The sequence below is a fragment of the Absicoccus porci genome (assembly GCF_003725415.1).
Taxonomy (GTDB): Bacteria; Bacillota_I; Bacilli_A; order Erysipelotrichales; family Erysipelotrichaceae; genus Absicoccus; species Absicoccus porci.
Genome location: NZ_RJQC01000006.1, coordinates 37,147 through 58,515 on the forward strand (window position 1 = coordinate 37,147; position 21,369 = coordinate 58,515).

Below are 21,369 nucleotides of genomic sequence, written 5' to 3' on the forward strand. Positions count from 1 at the left end.
ACACCGCTGTTCGTTTTCTTAAGATTTAGCAGTAGTGCTGCCAATCTTCAAAATCTGTACTGCTTCAGGAAGGATAAGCTTACCATCAACACGTTCCTTTGCTACAAAGCCAATCATACCGTTACCGGCAAAAAGCTCAGTAAGCTGTTTGAAGGAACGAGTACCACGGTCACCGATGTTGTAGTAGCTGTAATCACCGAAGGAAATCGCATCTTCAGGTGCAAAAGGAGAAGTGTAAACAGGATATCCAAGAAGCTTATCCGGTTCTCCAGCCTGATAAGAAGGCTGCCACATATATGCACCATTGCCATCCTTGAAAGTACGGATAGTAGCGATAATCTGGTCATTCATAATGAATGCAGAGTTCTTTCTGTAAGGACGCTTAAGCGCATATACAAGATTCATAATGTCGTCTGCAGTAAGCTTTGTTACAGTCTTATAAACAGTTCCACCGCCAGTTGCAGCGAAAAGTCCAAGAGGCTGTCCTACACCGGTACCGTTAAGGAATGCATCTTCCTCAGCGTTAGAAAGTGCCTTACCAAATTCCTCAATGATGTAGTTTTCAAGGTTGAAAGCATTGTCATAAAGCAACTCTTCGGTTACCTTGATGGCTACATGAAGCTTGTGGGCATCCAGTAAAATCTGTGCAAACTTAGCATCAGAGAACTGAAGTGCGCCACCTTCCTCAATCCATGCTGCTGCAGGCTCTGTAGAAGCAATGTTGATTTTGTGGTCGCCAGAAGTAGTAATCTTGTGGCCAAGCTTACGCATGATGTTTTCACCTTCAAGTACACGGATTAAGCGGCTGTCGTACTCTTCAGGTACAAGGTAACCACCATCGGCATCGACACCTTCCTGTAAGACATTAGATACCTGACGGAAGTTTGTACGAAGGGCAGTAAGCATACCGTCCTTATAGGCATCAGATGCACGACCAGTCTTCTTGTCGTGTGCCATATTTCCGGAAGGCTTAGAAGTAAGCGGAGTATTGATAGGCATACTCATTTCAGCTTCACGCTGTTCCTGACGTTCAAGTCTGTGGATTTCATTTGTAAGAGCATCAATATCTGCTTCCATCTTTGTGTAAGTAGCATCGTCCTCGACAGAAAGAACACCCTTGTCGGTACGATGAGATTCAAGGAATGCTTTAGCTGCATCCAAAGCTTTATTACGCTTTTCGCGAAGTTCCATAATAGTCATGGTTATTTACCTCCATTAAATGTATTTCTTGATTGTGTTAAGGTGCTCCATAAGTTCATCAACAGAGCGACCAGTAGGTTCTGACTCGACTTTTTTCGAGTCAATGTGACATTTTGCAGCGAGCTTCTCCATAAGAGAATTTGTGACTGCAACACGAGAGTAGGTTGCTGCTACAGCAGGCTGAGGGATGTCGTTATCTGCTTCCTCACGCTTCATGACTTCATCAGCAAATCCAAGTTCAACTGCCATATTTGCATTCATCCAAGTTTCCGCATCCATGAGATGAGATAACTTAGCGTGGCTAAGACCGGTTTTGATTTCATAGGCGTTGATAATGGATTCTTTGACTTCATCAAGCATTGCGATAGCTTTTTCCATCTCGCCGGTATTACCAAAAGCAACAGTCATCGGATTGTGAATCATCATCATGGATACCGGAGAGACCAGCACCTTTGTACCTGCCATTGCAATGACAGATGCAGCAGATGCCGCAATACCATCGATTTTGACTGTGACATTGCCTTTGTAATCCATCAGCATGTTGTAAATCTGGGCAGCTGCGACGCAATCACCACCGGGAGAATTAATCCAAACGGTGATATCACCGCTGCCTGAAAGCAGCTCATCCTTAAAAAGCTGCGGTGTGACGTCATCATCAAACCAGCTTTCCTCGGCGATTGTTCCGTTTAGAAACAGAGTTCTCTCCATCGTCTGTTCCTGAGTCTCCTGATTTGTCGTCATCTGATTTTTCCACTTCCAAAACTTCTTCATCGGAATCTTCCTCCTTTCCAGCAGCAGTGGTCGCTGCAAAAATACCTGCATCCTCCAGCTTGGTCATGTTTCCATTGATGAGATATAAGTCACCACCAAGTTCCGGTGGAATACGGTCTAGGTTTTCAAGTTCGCGAATGTCATTAGCCGACATCCAGCCATTCTGCCTTGCGGTGGCATAACCGTTCATTCGGCTCTGATAATCACCACGCAGCAAGCCATCGACATTGAACTTGACAAAATAAGCAGCCTTCTCTGAATCTGTAAGAAGGGCACGGTTCAAGGATTGTTCCCAACGAACTATCCAAGGCTCCAATGTGTACTTCACGAACTCCAGTGATTGCTGCTCAATATTAGAAAAGCTCGATTTCTCTAAGTCGCCGACCATATGTGGTGGCACTCTAAAGATTCGAGCTATTTCATCAATCTGAAATTTTCTTGTTTCCAGAAACTGTGCTTGTTCTGGAGAAATAGAAATCGGTGTGTAGTGCATACCTTCTTCCAAGATTGCAACTTTATGAGAGTTGCTGCCGGAGAAGCCTTTGTTCCAGCTTTCTCTAATAGCATCAGGATTTTTTACAGTACCCGGATACTCTAAAAGACCTCCCGGTGTAGCTCCATTAGCGAAGAACTTAGCACCATATTCCTCTGTAGCAATGGAAAGACCGATTGCATTCTTAGCCATAGCGATGGGAGAGTATCCAACTAAACCATCAAAGCCAAGTCCGGGTATATGAAGCACATCTGATGGCTTCAAGGTTACAGTTCCTGTTTTACCTGTATTAGCATCAGAATCCTGCATTTGATATTGGTAGTAGAGCTGGCCTTTATCATCTCTATCAACCGACATTCGATTCGGCATCAAAGGATACAAGCCAACGACCTGACCTTTACCATTGCGGATGATTTGCGCATAAGCATTACCCCACAATAGAAGGTGCGTCATGAGTGTTTCCCTGAATACAAATGATGTCATTTCAGGATTCGGCTCATCATGAAGCAAGGTGTAAAGCGGATGGTCGATAGCTTTTGCTTTAGAACCACCATCTTTGTACTGATAAAGATGAACTGGTAATCCAGCAATAGACTCTGAAAGAATGCGGACGCAGGCATAAACTGCAGTCATCTGCATGGCAGAACGCTCATTGACTGATTTGCCAGAGGTGCTTCCACCAAACAAGAAGCGGTAGCTGCTTCCGTTAATACTATTTGTGGGCTTATCTCTTGAACGAAATAAACCAGAAATAAAGCTCATATATCATCACCAGCCTTTCTAAATAAACAAAATGCCTCTGTTATCATAGACAGAAGCACCGGTATCATTTCCACAGCGGATTGCACGGTCAAGGCCCATAATCGTTGCAATGGCACCGTCAATCTTCTCTGTAGATTTCTCTTTATCTGCTTTAATATTTCCAGCCGGGTCAGTGCGGATATAAATGTTATCCATCATCCAGCGCAGTACTGGATGACCACCGTGGGCCAGTTTCTCTTCAAGTGTTAGTTTCATAAGCTCCTTAGTAGGTGGCGACATATCTTTGAAGCCCTGACCAAATGGAACAACAGTGAATCCCATGTTCTCAAGGTTCTGTACCATCTGGACAGCACCCCAACGGTCAAAGGCGATTTCTCTAATGTTGAATCGCTCACCAAGTTGCTCTATGAATTTTTCAATATAACCATAGTGAACAACGTTACCTTCGGTTGTCTGCAGGAAGCCTTGCCGTTCCCACACATCATAAGGAACATGGTCTCGTCTGACTCGCAGGTCTAGCGTATCTTCTGGTACCCAGAAGTATGGAAGAATAGCATACTTATCATCTTCATCTGCAGGTGGGAACACCAATACAAATGCAGTGATATCTGTAGTGGACGACAAGTCTAGTCCGCCATAACAAACACGACCTTCAAGGTCATCTTCGTTAACGCGGAAGGAGCAGTTGTCCCATTTTTCCATTGGCATCCATCTAACTGCCTGTTTTACCCATTGATTCAAACGAAGTTGTCTGAAGGAGTTCTCTTCACCGGGATTCTGCTTGGCAGATTCACATGCAGCTTTAACTTTATCAATGCCAACAGTGATACCGAGGGAAGGGTTCGCTTTCTTCCAGACCTTCGGGTCAGTCCAATCATCTGATTCATCAGCACCATAAATAACCGGGTAGAAGGTTGGGTCGATTTTTCTTCCCTCAAGAATATCCTTAGCTTTCTGGTGTGTTTCATAACAGATGCTATTGGTATCTGTACCTGCAGTTGTGATAAGGAAGTAGAGCGGCTGCATACGAGCATCGCCGGAACCCTTAGTCATAACATCAAACAGTTTTCTGTTCGGCTGCGTATGAAGCTCATCAAAGACAACGCCATGAATATTGAAACCATGCTTTGAATAGGCTTCTGCAGAAAGCACTTGATAGAAACTGTTGGTAGGTTGATACACGATACGTTTCTGGGAAGCTAATATCTTCACTCTTTTATTAAGCGCCGGACACATACGCACCATATCTGCAGCAACATCAAATACGATAGTTGCCTGCTGGCGGTCAGCGGCGCAGCCATATACTTCAGCTCGTTCTTCACCATCACCACAAGTAAGCAGTAGGGCGACAGCTGCAGCAAGTTCTGATTTTCCCATCTTCTTAGGAATTTCCACATAAGCTGTATTGAATTGTCGATATCCATTCGGTTTCAATGTACCGAAGATATCTCTGATAATCTGTTCCTGCCAATCAATCAGTTCAAAAGGTTTACCTGCCCATGTTCCTTTGGTGTGACACAAGCATTCGATAAAATTCACTGCGTAATCAGCAGCCTCCTCATCGTAATGAGAATCCTTAGCTTTGAATTTTGTCGGCTTATATTTTTTCAGTTTTCTCAAGTTCTCACCTCCAAAAGGGCATAAAAAATAGCCGCATCATTGCGACCGACATAACGAGATACAGGGCCTTTCGGCTCTGCATCCGGGGATTTATATTTCCGGGTTCTTAGTTGTAATTCTGTAAGAGAATGCAGTAGGCAATCTGTGTTGCTTCATCATCCTCAGCAGGTTCGATGTCCCAGCCTCTGTCGTAGTTGGCTGTAATCTTACCGGCTATCTTAATGGTCAGCTTAGATATGCGACCGTTGTTGATTCCGTACTCGCTTCCTTCTTCGTAAGCCTTGACCCAGTAGTGGGCGATGGTGTACTTATCGCCTTTTGGAATTCCGATGGTTCCTTCGTGCCACATCCTTGTCGCCTCCTTACTCTGCAATGCTCATCTTGAATGCTGGAATGCGCTCTTTCTTACCTGTTTTCCAGTCGTCGTAGCGGCTGTTGATTTCTGTAAGTCCGTCAAGTGTGCATCCTTTTTTCTGAAGCTCTGCAATCGTTGTGATAAGGCTTGAAAAGGTTGAGCTGATGGTAAACTCACTGATTCCAAGGCGCTTGCAGTTTTCAAGGATTGGGTCGATGTCGTAATCCCAGATAACTTCGGCGAAGTTGATAAGTTCGTTGCCTGCGTCAATGCTGTAGAAGTAGGCTGCACCGAAGGTTGGGTTGATGTCGATGTCCTTGAAGCGTGTTCCGTTTTCTGCTGCTTTGTCTAATAATTCAATTCTTGTCATGGTAGGTTCCTCCTAAATGTGTATTTCCTTTTGGTAGTACTATATATCACTCTAAAAGCACATAATAGCAAGCTAATTAGAGCTATATATGTGACAAATATCAGCAGCAAAAAGTGTGTAATTTACAGCTTTTTTACGCGGTCAATTCCATACACAACATTGAGTCCGGAACCGTTATCCCAGCTCACCATCAAGCTGCCTGTATCATCAACACCAAGTACTGTTCCTTGTGTTCCGATTGGTGGAGCCTGTACATCATCCATCTCCAAGAGTTCAACACGAGTACCGGCAGGATATTGATTTCTTAATCGTTCAACGATTGCTGCATTAGGAAATCGCATCTTCATGCACCTCCTTTGCAGGTGAACCGTTCCTGAAAGCGGAACTTCCGGTTAAATTCTTGAGTAAGATTTTTCTTGTTGCCTTATGTGCATCACCAATAAATCCAAGGCGAAGCAGGAAGCAGCGGAATGCGTACTTCTCATTGTCTGTAGGTTTCTCAGCAGAGTTGATTCGTTTCTGTTTGATGCTCATCTGGCAAAGGGCTGCGATAAAAGCAGTGTAGGCAGTGCATTCCTCGGCAGCAGGCATCTCTTCAAACCAAGGAAATGAAATAACATCTTCCTCGATAATGATTGGAAGTTCTGCAATACCAAGAGCCTTTTTAATAAGTGTTCCTTTTGCATCCAGAAGATTGGTAAGGTTGCCAACTGCGACCTTATCCAGTGGAATGGAAATGGTAAGTCCAGTAGTTTCTGACATAATGAAATCCTCCTTTTGATTTGGTAGTACATTAATCACTCTAAAGGCACATAATAGCAAGCTATATATCCAACAAATATGTGCCTTTAGAAAGTGTGGTTTTTGTCTATCAATCAGCGTCGGATTCTTCTTCGATAGCCACCTCATCATAGGAATAAGTAAGGCCATCACGGATAACAGAAACGCCATCGGAAGTACCTACCTGTTCAATGTAGCGCTTCACGATGACGTCTGCGTATTTTTCATCTAATTCAATTGTATGGCAGATACGACCGGTCTGTTCGCAAGCGATAAGTGTGCTGCCGGAACCGCCAAACGGGTCAAGTACGATGCAGTTGCTCATGCTGGAATTCATAATCGGATATGCAATTAATGCAATCGGCTTCATCGTAGGATGGTCGGCATTTTTCTTAGGCTTTTCAAATTCCCAGATAGTAGTTTCTTTTCTACCGGAATACCACTGATGCTTGCCGGACTTCTTCCAACCAAACAGGCAAGGTTCATGCTGCCACTGATATGGAGAACGACCAAGCACAAGAGAAGGTTTCTTCCAGATACAGCAACCGGACAAATAGAAGCCTGCATCAGCGAATGCTTTTCTAAAGTTCAAGCCTTCCGTATCAGCGTGGAAGACGTAAATCGAAGCATCCTCGGCCATAGCCTGTTCCATATTGGTAAAGGCGTCCAGCAAGAACTGATAGAAGGAATCATTATCCATGTTATCGTTCTGAATCTTACCGGCTGTGCCTTCGTAGTTCACATTGTACGGAGGGTCGGTTACCACCAGATTTGATTTCTTGCCAGCCATCAGCATTTCATAGGATTCAGCCTTAGTGCTGTCTCCGCAGAATAGACGGTGTGAGCCAAGGCACCAAAGGTCACCAGCCTTGGTGATGGTAGGCTTCTGTAATTCTGCAGCTACATCAAAGTCATCTTCCTTGATATTATCCTTCGTGGAATCCTTGAATAAATCATCAAGCTCTGCAGGTTCAAAACCTGTAAGAGATACATCGAAGTCAGCACCCTGAAGGTCTGCAATCAATAAAGCTAATTTATCGTTATCCCATTCACCGCTGATTTTGTTTAGTGCGACATTTAATGCTTTTTCATGTTCGACATCAAGTTCAACAACTACGCAGTCAACCTCTGTCATACCCATATCCTGAAGCACTTTTAATCGCTGGTGGCCACCAACCACACAGCCAGTAGTGGCATTCCAGATAACAGGTTCCACATAACCAAACTGCTCAATCGAGCGTTTTAGCTTTTCATATTCAGGGTCGCCGGGTTTCAAATCCTTACGAGGGTTGTAATCCGCAGGAAGAAGTTCTGCGACATTTTTCTTTTCAATCTGCATAGGCGACCTCCTTAAAACAATCCCCATTCAGCGAACTTTTCAAATCCGCCAACGGATGAAATATATTCTGCTGCAATATCTACGAGTTCTTGATATGGATGTCCATCAATGGTGTCATCACCAATAGCGCAGGCAATCTGTACTGGCTTACCTGTTTCCTGTGCTTTTAGGAATGCGTAGATATTAAGAGTGACATCAGCCTTAGATAAGTCTTTGCCATGAAGGCCACCACCAGTAACAGAGTCAGCCATATCACTTCCCAGCTTTCTGTTTGTAGCGCCAGTATCAACGTCTGTACCCCCAGTCCAATCACCGAGCGGATTGACTTCAGCAGGAGGGTACATATTTGAAAGCTCAGCAGTGGAAGCATTGCTCTGACAGATGATAAGTCTTGCTTCCTCAATAATGTACTTTCCGTCATATGGATAATGTGTGTAAATATCATGTGCAATTACAGATAGAGCTTTCTGCTCCTCTGTAAGAGGCATTCCCTTGAAGATACCATTATCACCACAACGAATACCGGCTGACTGGTTATCAGATAAGTGCTTATCCTGTGGAACAATATCGATATCTGCCCATACAGCACCGGCGATTCTGTGAATTGCATCTTCAACATCTAAAGGATTAATAGCAGCAGTAGTTTCAATAATTACATGACATTTACCATGCCCGATAAGGACTTCAACTGCAATCTTTGGAACAGCTTCTGTTTTATAAGCTAAGTCAACAATTGCACCAGCAATTCTATCTGCCACCTTATCCGGATGACTTGGATTTACTTTTTCAATCATAGTTAGTTTCCTTTCCTTGCGCGAAGCAGGCGCTCCATAGCATCATCCATTGGAGTGGCACCGCTGTATTCACTAGCGCAATTTTCCTTTACAATTTGATAGATTTCCATCCAGAGCCTGTTGGTCTGGCTCATAAAGTTCTGGCTCATTGCCACATAGGGTGATTGGATTGCATTACCAGTAGTAGGGTGCTTTGCAAGGAAACCAAAATCAGATATAGCTTCTTCGCATTGAATCCATCTGGCAACGCTCATCGCATAGCGTTCAAGTAGCTGGGGAGAAACGAGTGTTGCACACTTGCGTTCTGCCAGCCACTCCCATGTCGCAATATAAACTTCTTCAGCCACCAGCGGTTTTCCGTCCTTCTGAGTGGCGGATAACAGCTTGGATGGTTTGGGCATTTGCTGACCTTCTAAATCGACCGCTTTATTATCGAAGTCGATGACAGTCAACATTCTCTTGCCCGGATTACCCTCAGCGATTTTGTCAGCTAAGGGCTTCTTTTTGGCTCCGGCACCGATGCGAGCGCCACCACGGTTTGTACCGTCCTTAGCCATAATTCATGCACCTCCTTATATACCCTGTTTGAAACCGCGACTTTGCGCGTGTGACCCCACGCCCGTTCCACGGAAGGTTTGCTGTAGAGATTTTGACCGCCCCTACGGGTCCTACTGGTTGTGCCAGCGGTCACCGTGCTCAGCATGTATTCTTGCATGACATGCTTTGCAAAGAGCCATCAAGTTATCTCTGTCGTGGGTGCCTCCTTGTGACAGTGGTTTGATGTGATGTATCTCCTCGGTTGGTGTGTAAACACCTTTCTCAAGGCAGACCTCACAAAGCGGATGGGCAGCAGCGTAGCTGTCACGGATTCGTTTCCAAGCTCTACCATAGCGGCGCTTGGTAGCTGGGTCACGGTCGTAACGTTCGTATCTCTTGGCCTCAAGCTTTGCGTGTTCCTCACAGAAACGTCCGTCAGTCAGGTTCGGGCAGCCGGGATAGGAGCAGGGCCTTTTAGGTTTTCTTGGCATCTGTTTCACCTCCGTTCGGGCATAAGAAAAGCCCCGTAGGAGTTTGTCCCACAAGGCCTCTTGTAACTTTCTTTTTTGCTATTGTAATAATATCATAGGTCGATACTCTCAATCTATCACATTAACTCTCATCATGGTCTGGCACCACGATTTCTTTTAATGCGCTGCTGTGCATACGGTGAAGATGCTGCATGGAGTAGTTCATGTCCACGGCTATCTGTTCCCAGTTAAGAAAGCAGAGATAGCGTTTCTCCAGAAGCGTCTGGTATTCCACGTTTGGCACAGCTTTGATGACCGACATGATTTCGCTCTTAAGGTCCACCAGCTTTTCGATGTCCTTCTTCAGGCTGTCCTCCAAATCGATAATCTTCAGGATGCATTCTTCCAGCCTTGAACCACCGCGATTCGGATTTCTTGGCATATCGGAAAAGGTACTGGTGCATCTGGTAGCTAAGTCATTCAAGGAAGCAATCTGCTGCGTCTTAGAAGTGATGCGCTCATCAAGAAAACGTGCTTGTAATAAGTATTCTTTTGCATTCATGCTAATACCTCCGGATGTTTTGATTTCCCTTGGATTGGCATTCTTTGTCATAGATTTGCTTTGACCGCATCAATTAATGCGTTTTGTGATACTTCCTTCAGTGACAGCGCCTTTAAGATGCGCTCATCAATGGTTCCTTTGGTAACGATGTGTTCAATCACCACGGTACCGGAAGTCTGGCCTTGTCTCCAGAGTCGGGCGTTGGTCTGCTGGTATAATTCCAAAGACCATGTCAGCCCAAACCAGATAAGAGTGGAACCGCCAGCCTGCAGGTTAAGACCATGACCGGCAGAAGCAGGATGGATAACAGCAACAGGAATATCTCCATTATTCCAATCGTTGATGTCCTTGCTGGTTTTGATTTCTCTGACATCAAAGCGCTTCTTGATTCTTTGCAGGTCATGCTTGAACCAATAAGCCACCAGCAGTGGTTTGCCATTTGCCGATTCGATAATATCCTCCAGCGCATCCAGCTTTCTATCGTGTATCTCGATAATATTGCCTTCATCGTCATAGATGGCACCATTGGCAAGCTGGGATAGCTTCCCAGTAAGGGATGCAGCATTGGCAGCGGTGACTTCGCCTTCAGGAAGTTCCAAGATAAAGTCTGCTTTTAGTTCTTCATAGCGCTCAGATTCTTCCTCGGATAATTCCACTTCATATTGCGAAGTAATGAGCTCCGGCATCTGCAAGTGGTCGGTTGATTTCATAGAAATCGTAATATCCGATATCTTTCGATAAATGTCATCTTCTGCATAAGGCATTGGTTTGTAGGAGTAGATGATTTCACCATTTCGCTTATCCGGAACGAAGTAATCATTCCTGTAGTGGGTGATGAAGCGTCCGAGGCGTTCTCCTAAGTCCAGCAGTTTGAACTCAGCCCACAAATCCATAAGTCCGTTAGAAGAAGGAGTGCCGGTAAGACCGATAATTCTTTTGACTTTTGGTCTGACCTTCATCAAGGATTGGAACCTTTTTGATTTATGGTTCTTGAAGGATGAGAGCTCATCGATAATGACCATATCGTAATCAAAAGGAAATCCGCTACTATCGATAAGCCATCCTAAGTTCTCACGATTGATAATGGTGATATCAGCGCCTTCCATCAAAGCTGCTCTTCGTTCTTTGACGGTTCCAACAGCCACGGCGTAGGTAAGTCCTTTTAGATGCTCCCATTTTTTGATTTCTGCAGGCCATGTATCACGGGCCACACGAAGTGGTGCAATAACCAAGATGTGATGTGCTTCAAAGCTGTCAAACAACAGGTCTGCGATGGCAGTCAGGGAAATGACCGTCTTACCAAGGCCCATATCGAGGAGTACTGCAGCTACGGGATGACTTTCAATGTAGTCGATGGCATATCGCTGATAATCATGGGGTACAAAGTTCATGAAGCATTCCTCCAATCTGTTCAATGCCATCAATCACATAGACGCGGTAGCCAAGTGAACGAAGCATTTTGTGTCTTGCTACTTGAAGAGGGCGTGGCTTTTTGCCGGGAGCCTTCAGTTCTACGAAGGCGCACACCCCATCAGGTAATAAGACTAAGCGGTCGGGCATTCCTGCAAAACTTGGAGACACGAACTTTAGTGCAATCCCACCAGCCTTTTTAACCGACCTTGTTAACATGTTCTCTATCTGTTTTTCTAACATTTCTAAGCCTCCATCAGAGTGTAAATTTCTATAAGTGCAAGGTGTATCAATGGTATTTACATAACTTTTATATATATGATTTTTTATAGCCTATAGAAAAGTTTATAAATATACCTTGATACACCTTGTCATTAGGTCTATTAGTCTAAGAATTCCTCGTCAAAATCGTCCTCGGTACGGATACGCAGACCCTTAAAATAACGCTTTCGATTCTGAGTGATACGCTCATATCCGGCATTCTCCAAAGCAAAGTAGAAGTCAGCGGTACTGCGCACGTACTCATTGGTATCGATGCAGTAATTGCGATAAGCCTGATAAAGAGAAGAAGAACTCTCCTTGTAATCAGCACCCACCACGCATTTATCTTCGAGAAAGTGGGCAAACCAGTCATTCTGGCTACGGTATTCATTGATGGCCTCTTGCACACAAGCAGGAACCGGAATCTGATAATCCAGCTCGATAACTTTTCTGCTGCCTTCAATCACCCAAGAGAGAATGGCTCCGGCAGCGTGGTCATACAGATATTCGCTGTAGTTCTTAATATCGCTGGAACCGGTAATCTTGGCATTGAAGGGGATGACAATCAAACGTCTCCAGATACCATCATCGGATGCAGAGACACGAGGCAGATGGTTGGTGTAAAGTACGAGGGTATGGCAAGGCTTGAAGGAGAACGGGTCCTTGTACTTCTTTTCCGCAAATACATCATCGGTGGAACAGAGCTGTTTGACGGTGGAATCATTGAGACGAGCACCTTCCTGCATCTCGGCAGCAATTAAAAGACGTTTCCCTTTGACCTCGGCCATTTCCGGTTTGATGTTTCTGCGGCAGCCTACGGTTAAGGTATCTGCAGAGATATTGCCGGAGTAGAGCCCAAGCACACGGGAGATGACATTCCAGAAGGTGGACTTGCCATTTCGACCATCGCCATAAGCAATAATCAAAGCTTCTACATACACCTTGCCAATGGCAGCAAGGCCACAAATCATCTGTACATAATCGATGAGCTCCTGATTATTCTGGAAAATGGTATTCAAGCAATCAAGCCAGACATCTACTTCCTTCTGATTAGGTGATACGCTGGTAATCTTGGTAATAAAGTCCTCTGGAGAATGTTCACGTGCTCCAGCCAGTCCTTTGCGAAGGTCGTAGGTTGCTTCTGGGGTACAAAGCGCAAATGGGTCCGCATCCAAATCTCTCGGAGAAATTTCAAGCATTGGATGGGATTCTTTCAAAGTTGATGTGACATTCTTGGAATCACGTCTTTTGATGGCAAAGTTCTGATATGCTTTTGCAGCCAGAAACTCCTGATAGACCTTTTGCTGTTCCTCGTTCATCAGCTGTTCTGCCTTTGACTTGGATGTACTATCAAGGATGTTTTGGGCGCCACAGTTTTTCATCTTATCGAGTGCTTCCATCAAATCGTTGTTGGCTTCCTTTAATTGTCTGCGTGTGAGCTCATGTGCAACAGCCTGTGCGCCCGGTTCGCTTTCCTGCCAATAATGGTCGGAGTAGCGGATAAAGTGCGTAGCAGGAGAGTAGCGCAGTTCATTTGAGAAGTATTTTGCCAACACCTCAGCCTGTCCCACGTCAGAATAATCCTCCGGCTTATAGCAAGAAGGGTCGTTATATACTTCCGGTGCCACATAGCCATCCTGCGAAGAAACTCTTGCATAGAAACGCTGCGCACTGTGCCAGATGGTTGCAAGTTCCGATGTATCAAGAGGAGGCGTGCATTTTGCAGCTTCTTCCATAAATGCTTCATAGGCCTTTTCACTGTCACCATATTTCTTGATGACCTTACCAGCAAAACGGGACATGGTTGCATTACGACTGCCTTCTGGGATAGAAGAACCATCATATTGACCTTCTGCCATATCTTCATCGAAAATGTCCTCGTCGAGATATTCTGTCAGATTCATACGACCGGGATATAAAGCCACATCTGCGGATGCAGTTCCAAAAAAGAAACGAGCTGCATCAAGTGCCTGTGTATCAAAATATGGAAAGATAGAATTGACCAGCTTCTTCATATCGCTATAAAGGGAGGCGTCGGTCACATACTCGATGGGAAATAAGACATGGAACTTCGGTCTTGCCGGTTTTCCATTCTTGACTTTGTTATTGAAACGACTGTAGTGGACCGCAAAGGTCACACCCGGAAATGCCTGCATGACATCATCTGGGGTAATCCAATCTTCTGGATTTTCACTGTGGTCGTTATCACAATCAACAGGCAGACAATCGCTGCCGATGAAGTTGTCGTTGTTACGGTAGCTGTTTTTATATTCTGCACATACATAGTCGTGGCAGATGGTAGCTTTCAAGCTATCCTCGTCGAGAATTACCTGCTTGTGAGGGTAGGAGCAGTTACCGGGATTGCCAGTAACATCAGCGCTGTAAAGGGTAAGCATCAGTCATACACCTCCTCAGATTCTTCCTCCAGTACCTTGGTGATGAACTTTAATGCACGAATCATGGTTTCCAGTTCACAATCGCCACCAAGGACAACCTCGAAGCCTTCTGCATCGCCATAGCGGTCACGAATCACATTGATGTCAATATCCGTGGAACCGGCATCTTTGATGGAGAAGTAGGTACGTCCGCCATGACCAGTATCGCCGCCCATAAAACCAGTGGTTCCAGCTTCGACTTCGAGAATATTGGCACTGTAAACATCACGCGCATAAGTAGTGATTTCCGTTCCGTCATTTAATTTGCGTCTGTTTTCTTTAATTTCATACATAGTGTTAAACCTCCTGACATTTGTCTGTGAAATAGCGCAAGCGATAATTGTTCTGCTTGGCAAGATTGATTTCTGCTTCCATTCCCGATGAGATATGTTTGCCAAATACCCAGACTTCAGAACACTTCTCGATGATGGCTTTGCCAAACTCTAAACCGAGTTCACGTTCTTTGGGATTGGTATCATCCAGAAACTGCGGAAACAATAAATGTGGTGCCATCGGGATATATCCGCTATCCGCAGCAAAGCGGCAGTAGCGTCTGGCATTTTCTACATTTGCTTTAATGTCGCCTGCATAAGGAGAGCAGATATACACGATTAGTTTCTTGATGCTCATATGCGAGTCCTCCTTTCCGGGCAGACATAGAAAAACGTCCACCTCTAGTTTCCACTGGAGATGAACGTCCTTTTTGAGCGGATAAATTTTAATCTTTTTTATAAAATGGTGTTTCATAGCCATCTGCACGAAGTAATAAACCTTTCGCCCAAGGTGGAGTTCTACCCATCTGTTCACAGACTGCCTTTAATGACATACGAGGGTCGGCTTCGATAACCAGCTCATCGTGAATATGCATGACGACAGAGCAATTGCGAAACGTTTGCATGGCATAGCACAAAATGTCACGAGCAGTTGCCTGCACGATGTTCTCCACAAACTTCGGACCATAAGATTCGAGACGTTCCCATTTCTTGGTGCTGCCGATACCTTCATAGGTGATGCAGGTACCACCAAACTTATTAGTGCCAAGCTTCGGTTTAACATACGCAAGGTTTCTGCCAGAAGGTAAGGTGATAAAGAGCATCCCACTGCGGCAAGAGAAGGTTAAGCCATAATCAGTAGTCGTATGTTTATATCGCACCGCTTCTGTGACAGCACGGTCCACAGCCCACCAGAATTCCACAATACGCGGATTGGATTGTCGCCAAGCATCTACAAGGGCAGGAAGCTCGTCTTCAGTAAGTCCCATATCAAGAGCGCCCATTGCCTTTAATGCACCAACGGAGCCACCATAGCCAAGCGCTAACTCTGCAATCTTGCCTTTTTGACGGAGATGGCCATTGATACCGTGTTTTTCAACTGGCACCTTAAACATCTGGGATGCAGAGGCACAATAGATGCTGTATATGATTTGGAAGCAAAGATTGATGCATATGCTATCTTGGACCCAGCAGATATTGAGGCTGCAAATGAAATCCTTTATGCACAGAAAGTAACCGGAAAGCAGAAACAAAGACTCACATTCTTCCTGCAAAAGAGCAAGAAGCTTTTAGAAAACTATGAGTACAACACTCAAAAAGAATGTGTATCAGTTATGCGTAGCTTTGTCCGCTTTTATGAATTTTTGTTGCAGGTATCAAGCTTTGAAGATACAGACCTTCACAAGAAGTATAACTTCATCGCTTATTTGCTTTCATACATCAACATCAAGCATCCGGGCGGCGGATTTAATCTTGATGGAAAAATCAAAGCGACAAACTTTGTACAGAAGAAGGGTGACGAACATAAAAAGTCAGACCTTGTTGCAAAGCCTGTGATGAAGCTTCCGACAGCTGAGCATTTTGGGCTTACTGAAGATAAAGAAAAGAGACTATCAGAAATTATCGATGAGATTAACAGCAGAACCGGTAAGAACTATGACAATGATGTAGTGGTTAAGGCAATGCTGCAGATTAGAGATATTCTTATGAAGTCTGATAAGTTAAAAACCAGTGCGAAGAATAATACCCAGAAAGATTTTGAGTTCTCTTATTTTGATGATATCGACGATGCATTGATTGAGGGATTATCTCAGAATCAGGACTTCTTCTCATTGCTATTATCGAATGAGGAAATGAAGCGTCAGGTTCTTGGTATTTTCTCTGATGAAATATATAAAAGTTTGCGTAATGCATAAATAAGGCGGTGGAAAAATGTTTGATAGATTCAGATTGAAGGCCGCATTGGTTGAATACAAGAAACGTTTTGTAGGAACTCAGTGGCCAGATGAAAAGTACAAATGGGAAGCAGTGCAATGCTTCCAAGTGAACTGGGACGTCAATGCTGATGACTTTGCCGGAATGCTTACCAAGGCACTGTCTCAGACTTCTAATCTTCTTGCTTCGGTGAATAACTTTCCAGCAAGAATGATTACAAAGTTTGCTGAGATTGCCGGAGAAGAAGTCCGTGCTATGTTCATTGACTTGTATGACGAGAGTAAGGATGTCTGCGAACGTATCGAGAACTTCAAGCAGAAATCAAATAGCTTACTTGAAAGATATGGTAACGGTGCAGGACAGCATTATCAGTATGAGAATGCAATTTCTACATACCTTTGGTTACGCTATCCGGATAAGTACTACATTTACAAGTTAAGTGAAGTAAAGGCAGTTTCGAATGAACTGGAGAGCGACTATACCTTCAAAAAAGGTGCCTATGCTAATAACATCCGCAACTTCTTAGCTTTTTATAACGAAATCTGCGCAGAACTTCAGCAGGATGAAGAACTCAAAAATATGCTCGCTGCACAGATTACAGGTACCTGTTACCCAGACCCTGAATTAAGAACACTCACCATTGATGTTGGCTTCTTTATCAGCAGATATTTTAATAAAGACGACGCGGCTCAATCATCAGATGAGTGGTGGCCATCAGATTATACGCCAGCTTTATCTGCTGATGATTGGGAAGCTTTGCTAAACGACAATGAGGTATTCACCGATAGCAGTCTAGAAATCATGAAGCGTATGGTCGATTACGGTGGTAAGGCTACTTGTACACAGTTGGCCATCAAATACGGTGAAAGCAAGAATTTTTATAATGCTGGTTCTTCTGCTTTGGCAAAGAGGGTCGTTCAAAAGACTGGATGTCCGGTATTCCCACGTGACAATGAAAATAGCAAGTGGTGGCCGGTTCTCTATGTAGGCAAAAACGCTAAAAAGGACGAAGAAGGTTCTTATATTTGGAAACTGCGAGATGAACTTGCTGAAGCATTGGAAAGAGTGGATTTATCAAAGGTAAAACTATATGCAAATTTGGCCCCGAACTTCTGGAAGATAAGCCACGGTAATGACTGTATCACTGATGCAGAAGTGACCGCTTTTGAAAAGAGAAGAGTGGTTGTTGTTCATAAGGATACTGCCGCAAAGGGTAAAACAAAAGTATCCCAAGGCGAGGATTTCGTGGCAACTATGAAGAAGGGCGACTTCTTTTATCTGTGCAGAGGCAACAGCATCCGCTTATTGGGTAGAATTGATTCTGATGAGGTTGAGGAAAATTCTGAAAAACAGGATGGCTGGTGCGAGAGAAGTTATACTGTTATTGCAGAGTCGAAAGATACCAGTCCATATACTGGTGAAAAAAAGTGGTGGACGCCAAACGATAACTCGACGTGCATTGCTGTGCCTGAAGGTGAAATGCAGCAGTTTGAAAATTATATTTTGAAGCCATACTTTGATATTACCAAAGAGGAACTCTTGAAAAATGACGCTTCGGGCATTCATTACTGGTTCTTAAATGCAAATCCAAAGATGTGGAGCATGGCCAGCATGCCAGTTGGCGATGTTCAGGATTATACACTTTACAATGACAATGGAAATAAGCGCAGAGTGTTCCAGAACTTCTTGGATGCGAAAGCTGGAGACATGGTGATTGGCTATGAGTCAACGCCTGTTAAGCAGATTGTAGCTTTGATGCGTATTAGCGCAGAGCAGGATGGCGAGAAGATTTACTTTGAAAAATTAGAAGGCCTATCTTCGCCTATTGACTATGCGACATTGAAGGAGTGCTCTGAACTTGAAAAGATGGAGTATTTCATCAATCCGCAGGGTAGCTTATTCAAACTGACAAAGGGCGAATATGAATTCATTCTTGATATGATTCGAGATGAAAATCCTGCTCCATCCAAAAAGGATAAAGATAAATACACAAAGGAAGATTTCCTGAAAGATGTTTATATTACGGAAGCCAAGTATGACAGACTGGTGTCTGTACTGAAAAAGAAAAAGAACATCATTATGCAGGGTGCTCCGGGTGTAGGTAAGACATTTGCTGCTAAGCGTTTAGCATATTCCATCATGGGAGAAATAGATGAAGACCGCATAGAGTTCGTTCAGTTCCATCAGAACTATTCCTATGAAGATTTTGTCATGGGATATAAGCCGGTTGGCGACGGATTTGAATTGAAATATGGTATCTTCTATAAATTCTGTCAGAAGGCAGCAAACCATCCTGACAAGGATTACTTCTTTATCATTGATGAGATTAACCGTGGAAACATGAGTAAAATCTTCGGTGAGCTTTTGATGTTGATTGAAGCAGATTACCGTGATAAGAGAGCAACACTTGCTTATAATGGATTGAGCTTTTCTGTTCCAAAGAGACTGCATATTATCGGTATGATGAATACAGCCGATAGAAGTCTGGCAATGATTGATTATGCTCTTAGAAGACGATTCAGCTTCTTTGACATGGAACCGGGCTTTGATTCCGAAGGATTCATAAATTACCAGAAAGGATTTGCAAACGATACTTTCAACACTTTGATTGAGCGCATAAAAGACCTCAATAGAGAAATCATGCAAGACAAGTCACTTGGAAAGGGATTCTGTATTGGACACAGCTACTTCTGCAATGCAGATGAATGTACCGATGAGTGGATGAAAGACGTCGTGGATTACGATATTTTACCAATGCTAAGTGAATACTGGTTTGATGATAATACAAAGCTTCAACGCTGGGAGAATATCTTGCATGGTGTATTTCAATGATAAAAGATAAGAGCATACTGATAAATAACATCTACCATATGCTTGCCTACGCGTTTCAGACTTTGAATCAGGAAAATTATGAAGATGTAGCGGTGGAATCATTTGATGAGATGTACGACCTGTTAGCAGCTATCCTTGCGAAAGGTATCGGTGTTCAGCTGAAACAGGGCCTATACAGGGAGTACATTAACCGTCAGGAAGAATTACCGGTCATGCGTGGAAAAATCAATATGCCGGGAACCATCAAGAATCGTTTAGCTCATGAGAGAGTTTTGACCTGTGAGTTTGATGAACTGTCGGAGAACAATTTGTATAACCAGATTCTTAAAACAACGGTCATGCTGCTTCTCAGAAATGCGAAGGTGAAAACGGAGTACAAGGATGATTTGAAAAAGAAAATGTTGTTCTTCTCCAATGTGGATATGTTGGAGCCGACATCCATCAAATGGTCCGCGATTCGCTTTCAACGGAATAACCAGACTTATCGTATGCTGATTAGCATTTGTCAGCTAATAATTGAGGGTATGCTGATTACGACAGACGCAGGTGATTATAGATTAGCAAACTTTGTTGATGAGCAAAGGATGTGCAGACTGTATGAGAAGTTTATTCTTGAATACTACAGTAAGCATTATCCAGAACTGTCAGTGAGCGCATCGCAGATACCTTGGTCAGTGGATGATGGAATCAGAACAATGCTGCCGGTGATGCAAAGCGATATTCATCTGCAAAAAGGAAACACCGTGCTTATCATTGATGCCAAGTATTACAGCCATACGACGCAAACACAGTATGACAAGCATACGCTTCATTCCAATAACATGTATCAGATTTTTACTTACGTGAAGAATCGTGATTATGAGTTTGGTGATGAGGAACACGAGGTTTCTGGAATGCTGCTGTATGCAAAGACCGAGGAAGAGATTCAACCGAATAATACATACCAGATGCATGGCAATCAGATAACCGTCAGAACGTTGGATTTAAATCTTCCGTTTTCGGAAATAGCAGAGCAGTTAAATGAAATTGCAGAATCGCACTTTGACTTGAAGAGCTGATGTAACGACATTGCTTAAAAAGATGATAGAGCTACTCTCAAAATAATAATGAAAGAAGGTAAAAAGCATGAAGAAATTAGCAACATTAATGCTTGTGGTGATGATGGCCTTTTCCATTACCGCATGTGGTAGCACTGAGGAAACAAAAAAGGAACTTACAAATACAGCGGAATACGAAGAATGTGTTTTGACTTTAGGTGATGCTGAAATTACAACCAACGATAATGGAGAGAAGGTTGCAAAGGTTAACGCTACTTTCACAAATAATAGCGATGAGCCGCTTTATGCCATGAGCCTTTTTGCAGTTCGTGCTTTTCAGAATGATAAAGAAATCACGGATGTTTCAGATATCAATGGCGCAGATGCTTCTTTGATTAAGGAAGTCAAGGACGGTGCATCAGTAGAGGTTTCATATCAATTCAAATTAGATGATGATTCGCCGGTTGAAGTACTTATTGGAGAGCCAACAGCTGACCAAGACACTATTGGTAAACAAACTTACTTTGATAAATAAGTTAGGTCGAGACCGCATAATCGGGAGGTCGAGTGTTTATAAAATACACAATTTATTCCCATCAGAAAGCACACATTTGCCACTGATGGAATGTCTCCCAGAATTGCAGAAAGGTCGAGACAGTAACAAGGGTCGATACCAAAATTGCCTGCATTATATAAGGTAGACGGGATATTAACTTATAGACCTGTTTCCGTTTACTGCGACGGTTTAGACTTTGATATGGATAACAAAAAGCACAGATTATGTGTGTAAATCTTAGAAAAGGGCAAGATGTAGATATGTTTCCACGAACAGAGAATAAAGTGGATTTGTTTCCGAGAACGGGCACTATTGTGACATCATTATCAAGGTATCGTGCCACGTTGAGAGCGTGGTTCTGTTGACTAAAGCACATAAGTAAAAGTAAAAAAGCTTGAAATAAGGGGATTTGCGAGGATTTGGAAGTAAATCCAGGTCCTCGGATTTATTTGTGTATATTGTAATTTAAAACTGATCAATTTTTGGAGAGTGTAATCTAAACTGTGTAAGTTAGTTAGATGCGTACGGCTAACTAATGAACACAGTTTTTATTATGCCTATCTCATGATATGGTTGAA

Annotated in this window: 23 protein-coding genes; 4 read left to right on the top strand and 19 right to left on the bottom strand. The window is 43.5% G+C overall.

The genetic code is table 11. From position 1 onward, the window contains the following. Positions 1-18: 18 nt before the first annotated feature. From EDX97_RS11400 to EDX97_RS11490, 19 genes are all read right to left on the bottom strand, one after another. Positions 19-1,200 (bottom strand): phage major capsid protein, encoded by a 1,182-nt coding sequence (locus EDX97_RS11400; protein ID WP_008978744.1) that lies wholly within the window; start codon positions 1,198-1,200, stop codon positions 19-21. A 15-nt stretch (positions 1,201-1,215) separates the two neighbouring features. Further along, positions 1,216-1,971, bottom strand: a complete 756-nt coding sequence (locus tag EDX97_RS11405; RefSeq protein ID WP_128521275.1) for a head maturation protease, ClpP-related — start codon at positions 1,969-1,971, stop codon at positions 1,216-1,218. Beyond that, positions 1,856-3,226 (bottom strand): phage portal protein, encoded by a 1,371-nt coding sequence (locus EDX97_RS11410; protein WP_128521276.1) that lies wholly within the window; start codon positions 3,224-3,226, stop codon positions 1,856-1,858. The genes EDX97_RS11405 and EDX97_RS11410 overlap by 116 nt, the downstream gene beginning before the upstream one ends. Before the next feature lie 18 nt (positions 3,227-3,244). Continuing rightward, positions 3,245-4,846 (bottom strand): terminase large subunit, encoded by a 1,602-nt coding sequence (locus tag EDX97_RS11415; RefSeq protein ID WP_183164353.1) that lies wholly within the window; start codon positions 4,844-4,846, stop codon positions 3,245-3,247. Between the two features lie 106 nt (positions 4,847-4,952). Beyond that, positions 4,953-5,195, bottom strand: a complete 243-nt coding sequence (locus EDX97_RS11420; protein WP_008978740.1) for a DUF7678 domain-containing protein — start codon at positions 5,193-5,195, stop codon at positions 4,953-4,955. Between the two features lie 13 nt (positions 5,196-5,208). Beyond that, a complete protein-coding gene (locus tag EDX97_RS11425; protein ID WP_128521277.1) occupies positions 5,209-5,571 on the bottom strand; it encodes a DUF7698 family protein in 363 nt (120 codons plus the stop codon). A gap of 122 nt (positions 5,572-5,693) precedes the next feature. Then, positions 5,694-5,912 carry a DUF4314 domain-containing protein gene (locus tag EDX97_RS11430; RefSeq protein WP_042670387.1) on the bottom strand — a complete coding sequence of 73 codons (219 nt, stop codon included), beginning with the start codon at positions 5,910-5,912 and terminating at the stop codon, positions 5,694-5,696. Continuing rightward, the gene (locus tag EDX97_RS11435) at positions 5,899-6,333 is read right to left on the bottom strand and encodes a hypothetical protein (protein ID WP_020991014.1); all 435 of its coding nucleotides are present in this window, start codon (positions 6,331-6,333) and stop codon (positions 5,899-5,901) included. Before EDX97_RS11435 ends, EDX97_RS11430 begins: the two co-directional genes overlap by 14 nt. A 109-nt stretch (positions 6,334-6,442) precedes the next feature. Further along, on the bottom strand, positions 6,443-7,690 hold the full coding sequence (locus EDX97_RS11440; RefSeq protein WP_128521278.1) for a site-specific DNA-methyltransferase: 1,248 nt from the start codon (positions 7,688-7,690) through the stop codon (positions 6,443-6,445). An 11-nt stretch (positions 7,691-7,701) separates the two neighbouring features. Further along, a complete protein-coding gene (locus EDX97_RS11445) occupies positions 7,702-8,484 on the bottom strand; it encodes an S-adenosylmethionine synthetase N-terminal domain-containing protein (protein WP_128521279.1) in 783 nt (260 codons plus the stop codon). A gap of 2 nt (positions 8,485-8,486) precedes the next feature. Continuing rightward, positions 8,487-9,041 carry a P27 family phage terminase small subunit gene (locus EDX97_RS11450; protein WP_128521280.1) on the bottom strand — a complete coding sequence of 185 codons (555 nt, stop codon included), beginning with the start codon at positions 9,039-9,041 and terminating at the stop codon, positions 8,487-8,489. A 111-nt stretch (positions 9,042-9,152) separates the two neighbouring features. Beyond that, positions 9,153-9,512 carry an HNH endonuclease gene (locus EDX97_RS11455; protein WP_128521281.1) on the bottom strand — a complete coding sequence of 120 codons (360 nt, stop codon included), beginning with the start codon at positions 9,510-9,512 and terminating at the stop codon, positions 9,153-9,155. Between the two features lie 121 nt (positions 9,513-9,633). Next, positions 9,634-10,053: a DUF1492 domain-containing protein gene (locus EDX97_RS11460; protein WP_128521282.1), complete on the bottom strand. Its 420-nt coding sequence runs from the start codon at positions 10,051-10,053 to the stop codon at positions 9,634-9,636. 47 nt (positions 10,054-10,100) lie between these two features. Beyond that, positions 10,101-11,444 carry a DEAD/DEAH box helicase gene (locus EDX97_RS11465; protein ID WP_128521283.1) on the bottom strand — a complete coding sequence of 448 codons (1,344 nt, stop codon included), beginning with the start codon at positions 11,442-11,444 and terminating at the stop codon, positions 10,101-10,103. Beyond that, a complete protein-coding gene (locus EDX97_RS11470) occupies positions 11,425-11,706 on the bottom strand; it encodes a VRR-NUC domain-containing protein (protein WP_128521284.1) in 282 nt (93 codons plus the stop codon). The genes EDX97_RS11465 and EDX97_RS11470 overlap by 20 nt, the downstream gene beginning before the upstream one ends. A gap of 140 nt (positions 11,707-11,846) precedes the next feature. Further along, positions 11,847-14,120 carry a phage/plasmid primase, P4 family gene (locus tag EDX97_RS11475; protein WP_128521285.1) on the bottom strand — a complete coding sequence of 758 codons (2,274 nt, stop codon included), beginning with the start codon at positions 14,118-14,120 and terminating at the stop codon, positions 11,847-11,849. After that, positions 14,120-14,452: a hypothetical protein gene (locus tag EDX97_RS11480; RefSeq protein WP_128521286.1), complete on the bottom strand. Its 333-nt coding sequence runs from the start codon at positions 14,450-14,452 to the stop codon at positions 14,120-14,122. The genes EDX97_RS11475 and EDX97_RS11480 overlap by 1 nt, the downstream gene beginning before the upstream one ends. Positions 14,453-14,456: 4 nt before the next feature. Then, positions 14,457-14,789: a DUF7768 domain-containing protein gene (locus tag EDX97_RS11485; RefSeq protein ID WP_243163667.1), complete on the bottom strand. Its 333-nt coding sequence runs from the start codon at positions 14,787-14,789 to the stop codon at positions 14,457-14,459. Between the two features lie 88 nt (positions 14,790-14,877). Continuing rightward, positions 14,878-15,546, bottom strand: coding sequence for a DNA polymerase family A protein (locus tag EDX97_RS11490; RefSeq protein ID WP_245978069.1), 669 nt, complete (start codon positions 15,544-15,546; stop codon positions 14,878-14,880). Here EDX97_RS11490 and EDX97_RS11495 point away from each other — a divergent pair. From EDX97_RS11495 to EDX97_RS11510, 4 genes are all read left to right on the top strand, one after another. Then, positions 15,505-16,347, top strand: a complete 843-nt coding sequence (locus tag EDX97_RS11495) for a hypothetical protein (protein ID WP_221175953.1) — start codon at positions 15,505-15,507, stop codon at positions 16,345-16,347. The two genes, EDX97_RS11490 and EDX97_RS11495, sit on opposite strands and share 42 nt — an antisense overlap. A gap of 16 nt (positions 16,348-16,363) precedes the next feature. Further along, positions 16,364-19,198, top strand: a complete 2,835-nt coding sequence (locus EDX97_RS11500; protein WP_128521288.1) for an AAA family ATPase — start codon at positions 16,364-16,366, stop codon at positions 19,196-19,198. After that, positions 19,195-20,256 (top strand): 5-methylcytosine-specific restriction endonuclease system specificity protein McrC, encoded by a 1,062-nt coding sequence (gene mcrC, locus EDX97_RS11505; RefSeq protein WP_128521289.1) that lies wholly within the window; start codon positions 19,195-19,197, stop codon positions 20,254-20,256. The genes EDX97_RS11500 and mcrC overlap by 4 nt, the downstream gene beginning before the upstream one ends. 67 nt (positions 20,257-20,323) lie before the next feature. Next, entirely contained in the window at positions 20,324-20,770 is a 447-nt protein-coding gene (locus EDX97_RS11510) for a DUF5067 domain-containing protein (protein WP_128521290.1), read from the top strand. The last annotated feature ends 599 nt before the right edge of the window (positions 20,771-21,369 follow it).